A 14080-nucleotide genomic window follows, 5' to 3' on the forward strand; every position below is an offset into this window, starting at 1 on the left:
TCCCGAGGATCAGTCATGACCACCCGCAGCCTGACCGACCGCCTGGGCGGCCTCGCCTTCGGCGGTGACTACAACCCCGAGCAGTGGGACGAACCGGTCTGGAAGGAGGACGACGCTCTGATGCGCCGGGCCAGGGTCAACCTGGCCACCGTGGGCGTCTTCTCCTGGGCCCTGCTGGAACCGGACGAGGGCCGCTACGACTTCGCCTGGCTGGACGCCCACATCGACCGCCTCCACGCGAACGGCGTGGCCGTCGACCTTGCCACCCCGACGGCCTCCCCGCCGCCCTGGTTCACCCTGGCCCACCCCGACGCGCTGCCGGTCACCCCGGACGGCACCCGCCTCACCCACGGCAGCCGCGACACCTACTGCCTCACCGCGCCCGCCTACCGCAGCGCGGCCCGCCGACTCGCCTCCGCCCTGGCCGAACGCTACGGAGAGCACCCCGCCCTCGCCCTGTGGCACGTCCACAACGAGTACGGCACGCTCTGCTCCTGCGACCACACGGCCGCCGCGTTCCGGGTGTGGCTGCGCACCCGCCACGGCTCGCTGGACGCCCTCAACGAGGCCTGGGGAACAGCCTTCTGGAGCCAGCGCTACACCTCCTGGGAGCAGGTACTGCCGCCCCGTGCGACGCAGTGGCACAAGAACCCCGGCCAGGCCCTGGACTTCCACCGCTTCTGGTCCGACGAGATCATCACCGCCTACCGCGAGCAACGCGACGCGATCCGCGCACACAGCGACCGGCCGGTGACGACCAACCTGATGCTCCCGGCCTACCAGAACGTCGACCTGTGGGCCTTCGCCCGCGAACTCGACGTCGTCACGTCAGACCAGTACCCGAGCGCTCCCGGTCTGGACGCCGCCGCCGATGCCGCCTTCCACGCCGACCGCGCCCGCTCCCTGGCCGGCGGCCAGCCCTGGCTGCTGATGGAACAGGGCACCAGTACCGTCTACGACCGCGACCGGGTCCTGGCCAAGGCGCCCGGGGACATCCTGCGCCACACCCTCGGGCACATCGCCCGCGGTTCGGAGGGCGCCCTCTTCTTCCAGTGGCGGCAGTCCCGGGCCGGCGCCGAGACGTGGCACTCGGCGATGGTCCCGCACGCGGGCCCCGACAGCCGTATCTTCCGGGAAGTCACGCAGGTCGGCGAGGCGGTCGCCCGGCTCGGCGAGCTGGCGGGATCGACGGTCACCGCTTCGGTGGCGGTTTTGCACGACGCGGATGCCTGGTGGGCGCTCGGCGTGGACGGCCTGCCCTCGGCGGACCTCGACTATCACGCGGCACTCGGCCGGGCGCACCGGGCACTGTGGGACGCGGGCGTCACCGTCGACTTCGCGCACCCCGAGCACGCCTTGGGCCGCTTCCCGCTCGTCATCGCACCGGCCCTGTTCCTCCTGTCCGACGGGGCGGCCGAGAACCTGTGCCGTTACGTCGCCGGCGGCGGAACGCTCCTCGTCCAGCACGCCAGCGGATACGTCGACGACCGCATGCACGCCCGCCTCGGCGGCTACCCCGCCGAGCCGCTGCGCGAGGCGCTGGGCATCCGCGTCGAGGAGTACCGGCCGCTGCGACGAGACGAGCGGATCGCCCTGTCGGACGGATCACACGGCACCGTCTGGAGCGAGTCGCTTCGCGCCGAAGGAGCGGAAACGCTCGCCGCCTACGCCGAGGGCATGCTCGCCGGCAGCCCGGCGCTGACCCGTCACCGCTTCGGCACCGGAACGGGCTGGTACCTCTCGACCCGCCTGGACGACGCCGGCTACGCCGCCCTGGTCGCCCGGCTGCTCGACGAGGCGGGGGTGGGTCCCGGGGTGCCGGGCCTGCCGGCTCAGGTCGAGGCCGTCATCCGACGCGCCGCGGACGGCCGTCGCTGGCGTGTCCTGATCAACCACCGCCCCGAGCCCGTGCCCCTGCCCGAACCCGCCCACGACCTGCTCACGGGCAGCACATTGTCCGAACTGCCGCCCGGCGGCTGCGCGGTGCTCCGTACCGCCTGACTCTCCGACCAGGTCCCACCCTTGCCATCGGGCCCGCCTCGCGCGTTCTGACCCCTACCAGAAAGGCCATCATGAACGGCGCACCGAAGGCTCTCCGTTGCCTGTACGCGGCAGCCGGCACCGGGCACTTCGACTGGTTCGACCACGAGCCGCTCAGTCTCTCAACGGCGCGGCGAGCCAAGGCACCACCCGGCTTCCGAAGACGCCCCACCCCTCCTCGCTGCCCGCCACCCCATCCCCCACGGGCGAAAACCGCTCGGCCAACACAGAGAGGTCAGAGATGAAGGGAACGCACCACCCCACCGACCGGCACAGAGGCGGCCCGAGCCGGGTGCTCGGTCTGCTGCTGGCGCTGGTCGCCGTGATAGGGCTGACCAGCACCGCCGCGTTCGCCGTACCGTCCCACGGGGGCGCGCACGCGGCAACGAAGAAGATCGCGCTCACTCCGATGGGCACCGTGGCCGCGATGCAGCCCAGCTGGAACCTCGGCAACACCCTGGACGCCATCCCCGACGAGACGTCCTGGGGCAACCCACCGGCGACCAAGGCCCTGTTCGACACCATCAAGGCGCAGGGTTTCCGCAGCGTACGCATCCCGGTCACCTGGAGTGGCCACCAGTCCTCCACCGCTCCCTACACGATCGACGAGACGTGGATGAACCGCGTCAAGCAGGTGGTCGACTGGGCGCTGGCCGACGGTCTCCACGTCGTGATCAACGTCCATCACGACTCGTGGCAGTGGATCGCCGACATGCCCACCGACCATGACGGAGTCCTGGCCCGCTTCAAGGCCACCTGGACCCAGATCGCCGCCACGTTCAGGGACTCACCGAGCAGCCTGCTCTTCGAGAGCAACAACGAGCCGCAGTTCAACAACACCACCGACGCCCAGGGCATCCAGTACAACGACGAACTGAACACCGCGTTCCACACCGTGGTGCGCCAGTCCGGCGGCAACAACGCGACCCGGCTGCTCGTCCTGCCCAGCCTGCACACCAATTCCGGCCAGGTCTTCCTGGACGCCCTGGTCGGCAACATGAAGTCGCTGAACGACCCCAACCTCGTGGCCACCACGCACTACTACAGCTGGTACCCGTTCAGCGTGAACATCGCCGGCGGCACCCGGTTCGACGCCACCGCGCAGAAGGACCTGACCGACAACTTCGCCCGGATCCGCGACACCCTTGTCTCCAAGGGAATCCCCGTCTACCTGGGCGAGTACGGCCTGTTGAGTTACCCCGACCACTTCCAACGCGCGCCGCGTATCGAACGTGGCGAGGCACTGAAGTACTTCGAGATGTTCGGATACGAGGCCCGCATCTCCGGGGTGACCACGGCTCTGTGGGACGCCTACAACTTCCTGAACCGCTCCACGCTGGAGTGGCGTGAGCCCGAGCTGATCAAGCAGATCAAGTCGAGCTGGACCACCCGCTCGGGCACCGCCTCCTCGGACCGAGTCTTCCTGGCCAAGTCGAGTCCGATCACCGCCAGGACACTCACCCTGAACCCGAACGGCACCACCTTCCGCGACGTGTGGCAGGGCGGCAAAAAGCTCGTTCAGGGCAAGGACTACACCGTCTCCGGCAACCAGCTCACGCTCACAGCCACCGCGCTGACCCGGCTAGCCGGCAAGCGCGGCTACGGGGTCAACGCGACGATCGAGGCCCGTTTCTCCCGGGGGCTGCCCTGGAAGATCTACGTGACCACGTACGACAAACCGGTGCTCTCCGACGCGACCGGCGACACCAACGGTCTCACCATCCCCACCCAGTACCGCGGTGACCAACTAGCCACCATGGAGGCCACATACGCCGACGGCGGCAATGCCGGACCGACCGAGTGGACTCCCTACCAGGAGTTCAACGAGGCCTTCTCTCCCGACTACCCGGGCAACGGTCTTCACCTCACCTCCAAGTTCGTCAACTCACTGCGTGACAACACCCCGGCGACGCTCGTCTTCCACTTCTGGAGCGGAGCCACCGTGACGTACACCGTGACGAAGACCTCCGGCTCGGTGACCGGAACCGTCACCTGACCCTTCCCAGCCCCCCGGGTGTCCCCTGGCGCCCGGGGTGTCTTCCTGCCCCGGTCACGGTCCAGTTCACCATCCCCGTCCAGTTGGCCTGCCCCTGCGCCCGCTGGGCGTGGCGCTGCGAGAAGCAACTGCTGGTTCTGGGCGAGCAGGTCCGGGGTCGGATCACCACCGGCGCGAACCGGCGGCGGGCTGGTTTCTGACCACCGCATGGAAATCGACGTGTAGTTGATCGAGCCGCACTGGGAGAGAAGGACATCACCAAGTTGCCCCCTCCAAGGGGTCCGGCTCGTTGAGCCAGACCGGGAGGAGTGGTGATCGCGAAGAAGCTGGGGATCTCAAGGAACACCGTGCGCAGGACGATCGTGGATGATGCGCCGCCGCATACCAGCGGGCGCCGAAGGGCTCGATCGGGGACGCGGTCGAGCCGCAGATCCGTGAACTGCTCGAACAGCGGCCGGAGATGCCGGCGACGGTGATCGCTGAGCGGATCGGCTGGGGCCGCGGCAGAAGTGTGCTCAAGCACCGCATCCGCGGGCACGGAGGGGCGGGTGTCCAAGACCTCTTCTGCCTTCGCTGATGCCCGGCGGGCATCAGCGAAGGTGCGTCCGGCCATCGACACGCGCGTGATGCCTGATGGGTATCAGAGGCGTCGAAAGAGGTCTTGGACGGAGTGACGCCGCCGGACGGAGGCTGTGGGGGCAAGCCATTGAGCCACTGACAGGAGCTGAAGACCATGAGGGTTTTCCTCACCGGCGGATCCGGATACATCGGCAGGGCGACCATCGGCGCGCTGATCCGGCAGGGACACACCGTGGACGCCCTGGCCCGCAGCGACGGCGCCGCCGAGACCGTCCGTGCCCTCGGCGCGACACCGGTGCGCGGCGGGCTTGGGGACCTCGGCGTGCTGAACGCCGCGGCCGCCCGCGCGGAAGCCGTCGTCCACCTGGCGCAGGCCGAAACCGGCGCCGAGGATCTGGAGGCGGCCGGGGCCATGCAGGACGGCATCGGCAGCGGCCCCTACGTGCACACCGGCGGCACCTGGGTCTACGGCGACACCCAGGGCGTGGCGGACGAGAGCGCCCCGTGGAACCCGCCGGCCTTGGTCGCCTGGCGCAAGGCCGTGGAGGACGCCGTCCTCGCACGCGCCCAGCACGGTGGCCGCCCCGTCGTGGTACAGCCCGGCCTGCTGTACGGCGGCGAGAACCGTTTGATCGACATCTTCTACACCACCCCGGGCAAGGAGGCCGGCGCCATCCCCTACATCGGCGACGGGACCAACCGCTGGGCGCTGGTGCACATCGACGACATCGCCGAGCTGTACGTCGCCGCGCTCAAGACGAAGCCGGGTTCGGTGTACGTCGGTGTCGGCGGTGTCAACCCCACCGCCAAGGAGTGCGCCCTCGCCCTCAGCCGGGCCGCGGGCATCGAGGGCAAGGTCGCATCGATCAGCCTGGAACAGGCCCGTGAACAGATGGGCCCGGTCGCCGACGCCTTCGCTCTGGACCAGCAGTTCACGCCGGCCCGGGCCAGGGAGGAACTGGGCTGGACTCCCGCCCACACCGACCCCCTGGCCGTTCTGGCCCGTGGCTGAGCACACCCGGCCGGCAGCGTCTGCGGCGGCATGCACTCGCCCGGTAGATTGATGATCGACTGCCATGGGCGTTCCGAAGGAGTTCCGGGACGGCCATGGCCCACAGCGGCCGACCGACCCGGGGTGCCGTGGCGACAGAGCGGGCGGTGAATCCGGATGGATCTTGATCTGCGGAAGCTGCGCTACTTCGTGGCCGTGGCGCAGGAACTCCATTTCGGGCGGGCGGCGGAGCGGCTGCACATCGCCCAGCCGGTGCTGTCCCGGCAGATCCGCAGTCTGGAGGACGACCTCGGAGCGGAGGTGTTCGACCGGGGCCGCCGCGGAACGCTGCTCACTGCGGCCGGAGAGCAGCTGCTGGAGGACGCCCTACCCCTGCTCGCCTCGGCCCAGGCACTGACGAGACGCGTGAGGTCAGCGGCCCAGGGCACCCAGTCGCTGACCGTCGGCTTCATGCCAGGCATCACCGTCACCCCGGCCATGGTCGCCTTCACCACGCACCATCGGGACGTGCACGTGCGCCTTCTGCGCACCACGTGGGCCGACCAGGTCGAGGTGCTGCTGGACGGCCGCGCCGACGTCAGCATCGTGCGCCTGCCCATCGACAGCAACGGTCTGCAGATGCGTCCGCTCTTCCGGGAGCCCCGCGTCGTCATGGTACCGGCCGGGCACGCCTTGGCCGGCAGGACGTCGGTGAGCATCAAGGATCTTGCCGCCGAGCACCTGCTTCAGGATCCCGACGCCGTTCCGGAGTGGCGTGATGTGGCACTGGAACTGCGGGGTCGACGGCGCCCCGAAGTCCCGGTGATCCACCAGGTGGAGGAGAAACTGGAAATGGTTGCGGCCGGAGCGGGCATCTGCGTGCTCCCGCTGTCGACCGCCAGCTTCTACACCCGGCCGGACGTGATCCCGCTGCGCGTGAAGGACATCGGCCCCAACCAGGTGGCCCTCGCCTGGGTAGCGGCCCGCCGCTCCCGCCTCATCCACGACTTCGCCCAGGCCGCCTCCGACACCCTCGCCCGACCCCACGCCGAGGAATCGCAGCCGCCCTCGGACTGAGGTGGTTTTCATGCGGACCGCCGCCCAGCGGCGCCGTGAACCCGCAAGGCCCATGTGTCCCAGCGAACGGCGGACACGGACTGACTCGGCGGGTCCGAGCCTGTGCCGACACCGGACAGCACGGACCCGGTACGGCGCCACGACAGTCACCGCACACCCGCGGCTCGCGCAGCGGAGCCCGTCCCGGCGATACAGGCCCACGGCGACCGAACCGGGACGGGTCGCAGGCCGCTGACGCCCGCCCCGCACAAGGCCCGGTAGCCGTGGGCGGGACGGGTGCAGTCGTCGATGCCCCACAGGCCGTACTCGTCGCACAGGTCCCCAGAAGGCCGGGTGCGGCGGGTAGTGCGGGGTGCGCACCGCTTTGAGGTTGTGCCACTTCGTCAGCAGCACGTCCTCGCGCATGGTCTCCAGGTCGAGGGCGCGGCCCTTCTCCGGGTGCCACTCGTGGCGGTTGACACCCTTGTCTTCCGCAGATCCCGCATCAGCCCCAGAGCGCATGAGCGTCATCACCAAGGCCGTCCTGGGGCCCGCCCGATCGTCTCTCACGGACGTTGACAACGCGATCGGCCAGGAACTGGCCCGATGGGGAGGACGGACGCCAACTTCCCAACGCGGCCTGAAACCTTCCACCGCCAGCGGAGCACCTCGCGTGTCGGCGAGGCGTTCCAGCACCGTGGCGAGATGGCACCCCTCGCCCCGGCGTCGGGCGAGCCACGATCACGAGGGTGTCGACCTCCGCAGGGCCGGTGGTGTGGCGGTGTGGTGTCTGCAGCCGCCACTGCTCGGCCCGTTCCAAGTCACCGCGACGGCAGGGGGCGTAGGCCGCGGCGAGATCGAAGCCGATCAACGACCACCCGTCGGCCCCCAGGATGCGCACCGTGCCCTGTCGCGGCAGTACCGACCACTGACACTTCCGCGTCGGCCGACACTGAGCGCGGTGGCGGCCGCCAGCATGACCGCCTGCCGGGCCCTGGTGCTCGCCGCCGAACTGACCGAAGGCCCCCGAGCAACCCTCGAGCCGACTGCCCCGACCGCCCTTCTGGACCGCGTACATGCCGCCCACTGCGCAAAACATGGCCACGCCGGTCAGCCGGGTCCCGGACGCGATGATGTGGCGGCACACCGTCGCATCCTCCATGCCGGAGCTGATCCCGCACCCTTGATCTGCCACACCCCCGCGTGACGCGGGTCAGCGCCTCAAGGTGAGGCGACTTCATGGATCACGCCCGCTCGAGCTCGGGTGCACCGTACGGTCGTTCCACGGATGGCGACCAGGCGGTGACAGAGCTGGCCTGGATCATTGAGGTCTTTCGGGGCGCCCACCGATCGAATGACAGACGCTGTGGCCACAACGCACAAGGCTCCCGTGCCGTTGAGGGAGGTGTTCGAAGTCTCAACCCATCGGCGCAGGAGCCTTGTTGGTCCCTCATCCTGCCGCACTCGACCTGCCCCATGCGCTCATCGAGTGGGTGACGATGCTCATCGTCACCCGTGAAGGTGACCGCCGCTGCAAACTCCCGCCGCACCAACGTGCCCTGGTCGCTCTGGTGTACCTGCGCAAGCATGAGCCCCTCGCGCAGATCGCCGCCGGTTTCGGCATCTCGGTTGGCACCGCACACGTCCTGCGCAGGTCAGCTGCCATCCAGATTGAGGATCGACACGCAGCGCATCCATCCCTGTTGCCGAGAAGACCTCGTTGGCCATTCTCAGGCGATGGCGTTGGGGTAAACGCAGTTCAGCAGACTTCCGTTATCGGTTTGGCACATTTTCAAGTGTACCGTTGTGCCGTCCGTAATGGAGAGATCTTTTCCTTCGCTGTCGCCAGCACCTCCCGTGGCGGAAATCTGCGCATAGCCGTTTGCCCCCCACGAGGCCGAGAGGAACACGCCGCGCCCGTCAACGTATCTGTCGTCGACCCACAGAGTCTCCCCGTCGGCCGTGAAGACCGCGTGAGAGACGGATATGCCGGAATCTTTCTTAAACCACGTCTCGCAATCTAGCCCGTTGGTGTCTTTGCCAACGAAGCAGCTAACGGACGCCGTGTCTGCCCATGACACCCCCGCCATAGCGCCCAGCAATATTGTGGCCGTAGTTCCGATGAGTCCGACTCGCAGAAGCGTGCGCATAGTGCCCTTCTCTCTGATCTGTCATTCCAGTATTACCGAAACCCGCCATGCAGGAGTGAGACGCATCCCGCATTACACAGCAAGGTGTATCAACAACTTCTCTACGTACGGGCGCCCTGGCGAAAAAAAGCGCCCTCCTCATTTTATGCCAGATTAATCACTTTGAATCACCCTGCACAACCGACGGGGTGAGACTGGCGTATTTGCGCCAGTCTCCAGGGCCGTCGTGAACTCCTAACCTGATCATGATCGGACCTTCTTGAGCCGCCTCCAGCAAATGAGGCCGCAGCCCAAGAAGACGCAGGAGTCATGGAGTTCCAAAGGGTGTTGCACAGCGGTGATCTCACTCGGCATTAGCCACCGGACCCAAGGCCTGAGCGCGCTCAGCCCCGTGGCTTTGGGGATCCGCAGGTGCCAGGGCCGGGCACAGACCAGCGCGAGGCGGCCGCCGCGTTCCAGGACCCTGCGCCGTGTCCGGCAGAGCAGGCCGAGCGTGGAGCAGTCGAGGAACTCCCCCTCCCCTTACCGTCTTCGTAGCCCCGCAACGGGTTACCGGCCTTCGGAGTTGGCATGACTACCTCCCCTTGTCGAGTGCATGGCCCGGGGGGTGTCACCAGCTCCGAAGGCACTGAACCTCTTTCATCCTCCGTATCCGCAGATCAGGAGGGTGTGGACGGCGGCGACGATGCGTCCGATGCGGTTGGTCGAGCATCGGGCTCGACGAAGCAGGCGCCAGGCTTTCAGCGTGCGAAGGCGCGTTAGCCAGGGGTGCGTAGTCGGGCGTGGTCCAGGTTGTACTGCTGGTAGTGCTCCGGCAGTTCGTGGTGGTGGTAGCAGACGCACGGACGGTGGCGCCAGCGACCTGGTAGGCGCGGACGGCCAGAACGAGGATCTGTCGCGTGTGGCAGTTCTCGATCACGCCGCGAGTGCGTCCGGGCAAGGCCCGCGAGAACCACAGGGGTGTGCCGTCGGGTGCAGTGACGACCTGCACGTTCATACCGTGCTTCCTGTGCTTCTGGGAGTAGTACGGCTCGTCCGCCGCGACCCGGTCGGTGGGGATCAGAGTGCCGTCCAGGACCACGAAATCGTCTTCGCCTCGGCCGGCCAGAGCCTCGCGCAGACCGGGCGCCCAGGCGGCGAGGACATCGACCGCCTCGTCCACGTACCGCCAGGCCGTCGCTTCGGAGACGCCGAACCCTGCGCTGAGCTGGGCGAGCGTCTCGTTCTTGCGCAGGTAGGCAAGAGCGAGCTGTGCCTGACGGAAACAGCTCAACTTGCGCCAGCGAGTGCGGCGTTCACACCTTCGGGCGTAGATGAGCCATGAGACATGCTCGACCAGCTCGTGCCGGACACCAACCGTGGAAGGATATGGAACCAACGAACCCCCCGGCCGTCGGCGTGTTGAGTGAGATCACCACACCAACGACGAGGGGCTTCGCCACATCGCCGCACCTGACCAGCCTGGTTCACCCGACAGCCCAGGATGAAAGAGGTTCAGTCACTCATCGACGATCTGAACACCAGCCGCGATCATCCGTTGCGCGATCTCGGCAATAAGTTCGTCGGCATCGATGAGGACCACTGCGTCATCTTGCGGGCAATGGATCGGCAACGTCTCCTGCCCCTCGACGTCGTATTTCTCCAGCACATACTTTCCTGGAGGCGCCGTCCAGAGGTGGGAGAAGTCTTCGATGTTCATCGAACGAACCTACAAGGACGAAGCGTCCGCCGTGTTGGCTGTCGCATCGTCGCCAAGGAAGCCGGTCGGATCGCGACGCGCGGTGCCGCACCGGCGCGGACGGCCTTGAGTACGCGCGCCTTGGCGCTCTCGATCGCGTTCGCGCTGACGGCCATGCTGACGCCGCGCTGACCGTGCGGGAGCTCGCCGACGCCTGTCGCATCACCGGCTGGCTGCAGCGCAACGCCCCCGACTCCTACGCTGCGCTCCGTGCCGGCGCCGGCTCCGCCGCCATCGGCGCCCTGGAAGGCGATCTCGGCATTGAGATACCCGTCGAGCTGCGCGTCCTGTGGCAGCTGACGGCCGGTGACGACGGGGTCAACGGCTGGGGCTGGGGATGCCTTCCGGGCGGTGAGACTCTGATGCCCCTGGACGCCGTAGCCGCTATCTACCGGCAGAAGATGGACGCCCAGGCCCACGAGGACGCCCACAACGCCGGCCGCCCCGAGTACGACCGGATCACCGTGTGGAAGGCAACCTGGATTCCGGTCGTCTCCCACGGCGCGGCTGACCGCACCTCGGGCCTGCACCTGGACGCAGCGACCGGCTACCTGGGCGACTGGTCCCGCCACAACAACGTCCCCGGCGAACAACTCGACACGCTGGTCACCTACCTGGAAGAGGCTGCCGACATGCTCCAAGCCCCGGCCCTGGCCACCCGGGACAAGCCCGGCCTTGTCGGTGGGGCACTGGTGTGGCTCAGCAGGGTCGACCCCGCGCTGCCCCACGACGTCATCGCCCTGAGCGTTGCCGGGGCCGAAGCGGCCGAGGGCGTTCTCGCCGGCTGTGCGGCATCGCCTTTGGTGATCATCCACACGCCGTTGCACACGTCGCCGATGAACCCCACGTCGTGCTCGTCCTCGAGCTGCCGCCACAGCACGTGCCTGGGTGATGCGCAGCATGATGCGGCAGTACTGGCCAAGGGCCGGAGATAGTCCGCCGGGGCGTGCCGGCAGTATGAGACAGGCGGCTCGTCGGACCGCTGTCAGTTTCTCGGCCTTGACGCTCTTACCTGCCGCGTGGTGTACCGCCCGGCCCGTTCGAATCCGGCGGTGCGCTGCCAAAGCGCTGCGCCGTGTGCGGGGACATGTGGGTGACGCTCGGTTAAGTAGTTCGAGTAGTGCCGCCCGCCCGTTCGAGCCCTCCCGGACTGGCTCTGAGCTCGATATAAGGCCGGTTAGCCACGCTGTGAAGCAACCGCCCGTTGATTACGCTGAGTTGCAAGACGCGCCTGCTCTGGCAACAAATCTCAAGGCTGAGGAGCATGATTTGAGCGACCTCGTACTGCTCGCGGGTGGATCGGTGACGATGACCCACCACGTCACCGGAACCTACTTCATGTGCAACGACTGGCACGACGGTGTCGGCAACCACACCCAGACCTGGGCTCAGGACCCCTTCGCCAAGGACAACAGTGCGCACCGTTGGTTCCTACGGCAGAACGCCGACGGCACCGTGCGCATCGAGTCGTACGCCAACCACCGCTGCCTCACCGCGGGCGCCAACCCGCCCGACATCGTGACCCTTCGAGAAAGCACGGACAGCCTCAATCAGCACTGGCGGCTGGTCTCCCACGCAGAGCGAGGCAACGACTTCTACCTGGTCTCGGTCGTGCACCCGCGATACGCCCTGGCCATCGCCGACCACCTCCAGGGCAACGACCGGCTAGTGGGCCTGACCCGCATGTGGGGCGGACCCAATCTCTCCCAGCTGTGGCGGATCTACCCCTCGTCCGAGGACCAGGGCTGACTCCCCACCAGCACGAACGCCGCTGTCGCGGGAGCTGCACCTGAAGCGTGCCGGCCCGTCTGCGGGTGGCCGCCGAGCGTCAGCCGGGACAGCGATGCAACGGCGGACACCCGCATCCGGCGTCACCAGCCGTAGAACTCCCCGCTCGGCTCGGTCTGCACGTCCACGGCCTTGGCGACGCAGACGTGGTGGGCGCGCATGCGGCGCTCAGTGTCCGGGTCAGGGGCGAGTACACCGGCGATCTCCCGCAACCGGGCAGCGGCCAGGGAGGGTTGAGCGACGGCGCGCGCCACCCCCTCCAGTGTGGGCGCACTGGAAGCGGCAATGAGGGCGTCCGTCACTCCTGGGCATGCGACCGTCACAACGCATGCCTGTGCAGGGGGCAGGCCCGGCCGGACGAGCAAACATCACCAGGCTCAGGCTGCGGAGATTGCCCGCCTTCTCCGCCAGTTGCGAGACAACCGACACGATCGACAACGGCTCCGAGACGAAGTCAATGCCGCCGCCACGGTCATCGCAGCCTTGCTCGCGGAGAACACGGCCCTGCGCGAGCAGATCACCCAACGCGCAGCCGTCGTCATCCCGCTCGACCGGGCACACGCCACGCGCGAGGGCGTATCGGAGTCGGCTGAGCCTTCAGCGGTTGTCGTGGAGCTCCTGGTGCGTCCGGGGGGCTGGTCGTCCTGGTCGTGAGTGAGGGCGTAGAGCTCGACCTGATTGACCGCCTCGCTGCCATGACCTGACCGCGGCCCGTGCCCATCGGATCATGCGGATCTGTTGAGCGCCAAGGGATACCGATTTTGGGCCGACCGTGCCTACATCGGTGCCGGCGCGTGGGTGACGACACCGGCCAGACGGCCCGCCGGAGGCGAGCTGTCGCTCCCAACAGACCGTCAACCGGGCGCTATCGAGGGCGCGAACCCCTGTTGAGGGCGGCGTTGCCCGCCTGAAGTGCTGGCGGATCTTCTGACGAGCTCGGTGCAGCCCGAAGCGCATGACGTCAACCGCAGCAGCGGTACTCACCCCGGAGAGGCAACACTGAAAGACCTCACTCTCTGCCGCCGCCGGCCCGATACTCGCCAGCGGCTGACCCAACGCGCAATGGTCACAGCGCACGGTGAAGGGAGCAGCCCCCTACCCACATCCCGGTCTGCATGGCAGGACGGTATGCGAGCCAAGGTCTATTTCAGGGGCAGCTCAGGCTGAGCGACCGGTCGCGATGGTGTGCTTGACCTGCAGCACCGCGCCGCGTTGCGGAGTCGGCATGGGTGAAGGGCGACAGGGCATCCCAGGTCAAGTGGATGGGCTGACGGCGCTTTCCGTGCCGCCCGTCGATGTCGGAGTCTCTGAGGAGTGAGAAGGTGAAGGGCTTCCGCAGCTTCATCCTGCGCGGCAACGTGGTCGACCTGGCCGTCGATATCGTCATCGGGGCAGCGTTCACCGCCGTGGTGAATGGCTTCGTCAGGGCCTTCCTGACACCCCTGGTCGGGCTGGCCACCGGGGCCACCGGCGATATGAGCCGCAAGACCTTCACCGTCGGCGCCATCGAGTTTCCCTACGGCGCCTTCGTCAACGCGGCGATCAGCTTCCTCCTCCTGGCCAGCGCCCTGTACTTCCTGGTCGTGCTCCCGATCAACAAGCTCCACGAACGCCTCGCCCCGCACCAAGACGTTCAAGCCCCCAAACGGGACTGCCCCGAATGCCTCAGCCCCGTACCCGCCCAGGCCCGACGCTGCGCCTCCTGCACTGTCTCCCTGCCCGCCGTACCCGCTCAGACCGGA

General features: G+C 67.9%; 9 protein-coding genes and 6 pseudogenes. 10 read left to right on the plus strand and 5 right to left on the minus strand.

Translation table 11 applies throughout. The features are described 5' to 3' along the window. The first annotated feature begins 15 nt into the window (after positions 1 to 15). The 5 genes and pseudogenes from ACH41F_RS04255 (at position 16) to ACH41F_RS04275 (ending at position 6683) form a co-directional block, all read left to right on the plus strand. Positions 16 to 2001 carry a beta-galactosidase gene (locus ACH41F_RS04255; RefSeq protein WP_398832826.1) on the plus strand — a complete coding sequence of 662 codons (1986 nt, stop codon included), beginning with the start codon at positions 16 to 18 and terminating at the stop codon, positions 1999 to 2001. Between the two features lie 280 nt (positions 2002 to 2281). Next, positions 2282 to 4036 (plus strand): cellulase family glycosylhydrolase, encoded by a 1755-nt coding sequence (locus ACH41F_RS04260; RefSeq protein ID WP_398832828.1) that lies wholly within the window; start codon positions 2282 to 2284, stop codon positions 4034 to 4036. A gap of 308 nt (positions 4037 to 4344) precedes the next feature. After that, a pseudogene (locus ACH41F_RS04265) lies at positions 4345 to 4565 on the plus strand (IS21 family transposase); the annotation flags it as partial. A 204-nt stretch (positions 4566 to 4769) separates the two neighbouring features. Further along, positions 4770 to 5627 (plus strand): NAD-dependent epimerase/dehydratase family protein, encoded by an 858-nt coding sequence (locus ACH41F_RS04270; protein ID WP_398832831.1) that lies wholly within the window; start codon positions 4770 to 4772, stop codon positions 5625 to 5627. A 156-nt stretch (positions 5628 to 5783) separates the two neighbouring features. Continuing rightward, positions 5784 to 6683: a LysR substrate-binding domain-containing protein gene (locus ACH41F_RS04275; RefSeq protein WP_391237256.1), complete on the plus strand. Its 900-nt coding sequence runs from the start codon at positions 5784 to 5786 to the stop codon at positions 6681 to 6683. Positions 6684 to 6940: 257 nt separating this feature from the next. Here the strand turns inward: ACH41F_RS04275 and ACH41F_RS04280 are convergent. Continuing rightward, a pseudogene (locus ACH41F_RS04280) lies at positions 6941 to 7148 on the minus strand (glycoside hydrolase family 2 TIM barrel-domain containing protein); the annotation flags it as partial. 956 nt (positions 7149 to 8104) lie between these two features. On the opposite strand from ACH41F_RS04280, the pseudogene ACH41F_RS04285 reads away from it, so the two are divergent. After that, positions 8105 to 8305 (plus strand): annotated as a pseudogene (locus ACH41F_RS04285) (transposase family protein); the annotation flags it as partial. Positions 8306 to 8392: 87 nt separating this feature from the next. Here the strand turns inward: ACH41F_RS04285 and ACH41F_RS04290 are convergent. From ACH41F_RS04290 to ACH41F_RS04300, 3 genes and pseudogenes are all read right to left on the minus strand, one after another. Further along, positions 8393 to 8812, minus strand: a complete 420-nt coding sequence (locus tag ACH41F_RS04290; RefSeq protein WP_391237767.1) for a hypothetical protein — start codon at positions 8810 to 8812, stop codon at positions 8393 to 8395. A gap of 639 nt (positions 8813 to 9451) precedes the next feature. Then, a pseudogene (locus tag ACH41F_RS04295) lies at positions 9452 to 10230 on the minus strand (transposase family protein). Between the two features lie 80 nt (positions 10231 to 10310). After that, positions 10311 to 10511 carry a hypothetical protein gene (locus ACH41F_RS04300; protein WP_398832834.1) on the minus strand — a complete coding sequence of 67 codons (201 nt, stop codon included), beginning with the start codon at positions 10509 to 10511 and terminating at the stop codon, positions 10311 to 10313. A gap of 173 nt (positions 10512 to 10684) precedes the next feature. Between ACH41F_RS04300 and ACH41F_RS04305 the strand changes: the two genes are divergently transcribed. Both ACH41F_RS04305 and ACH41F_RS04310 read left to right on the plus strand, forming a co-directional pair. Then, on the plus strand, positions 10685 to 11485 hold the full coding sequence (locus ACH41F_RS04305; protein WP_398832836.1) for a hypothetical protein: 801 nt from the start codon (positions 10685 to 10687) through the stop codon (positions 11483 to 11485). 334 nt (positions 11486 to 11819) lie between these two features. Beyond that, positions 11820 to 12299, plus strand: a complete 480-nt coding sequence (locus tag ACH41F_RS04310) for an RICIN domain-containing protein (RefSeq protein ID WP_391237265.1) — start codon at positions 11820 to 11822, stop codon at positions 12297 to 12299. A gap of 122 nt (positions 12300 to 12421) precedes the next feature. Here the strand turns inward: ACH41F_RS04310 and ACH41F_RS04315 are convergent, their stop codons facing one another. After that, complete coding sequence (locus tag ACH41F_RS04315) at positions 12422 to 12592, minus strand: hypothetical protein (RefSeq protein ID WP_391237268.1); 171 nt, start codon at positions 12590 to 12592, stop codon at positions 12422 to 12424. Between the two features lie 428 nt (positions 12593 to 13020). Between ACH41F_RS04315 and ACH41F_RS04320 the strand changes: the two are divergent. Both ACH41F_RS04320 and mscL read left to right on the plus strand, forming a co-directional pair. Beyond that, positions 13021 to 13341: pseudogene (locus ACH41F_RS04320) on the plus strand (transposase family protein); the annotation flags it as partial. Positions 13342 to 13633: 292 nt separating this feature from the next. Beyond that, positions 13634 to 14074, plus strand: a pseudogene (gene mscL / locus ACH41F_RS04325) (large conductance mechanosensitive channel protein MscL); the annotation flags it as partial. Positions 14075 to 14080: the final 6 nt, after the last annotated feature.

The organism is Streptomyces sp. NPDC020489 (assembly GCF_044386545.1).
Classification (GTDB): Bacteria; Actinomycetota; Actinomycetes; order Streptomycetales; family Streptomycetaceae; genus Streptomyces.

Excerpts from the sequence above, each read along its gene's own strand:
- ACH41F_RS04255 (WP_398832826.1), top strand. The coding sequence starts at position 16 with ATGACCACCCGCAGCCTGACCGACCGCCTGGGCGGCCTCGCCTTCGGC.
- ACH41F_RS04260 (WP_398832828.1), top strand. The coding sequence starts at position 2,282 with ATGAAGGGAACGCACCACCCCACCGACCGGCACAGAGGCGGCCCGAGC.
- ACH41F_RS04270 (WP_398832831.1), top strand. The coding sequence starts at position 4,770 with ATGAGGGTTTTCCTCACCGGCGGATCCGGATACATCGGCAGGGCGACC.
- ACH41F_RS04275 (WP_391237256.1), top strand. The coding sequence starts at position 5,784 with ATGGATCTTGATCTGCGGAAGCTGCGCTACTTCGTGGCCGTGGCGCAG.
- ACH41F_RS04290 (WP_391237767.1), bottom strand. The coding sequence starts at position 8,812 with ATGCGCACGCTTCTGCGAGTCGGACTCATCGGAACTACGGCCACAATA.
- ACH41F_RS04300 (WP_398832834.1), bottom strand. The coding sequence starts at position 10,511 with ATGAACATCGAAGACTTCTCCCACCTCTGGACGGCGCCTCCAGGAAAG.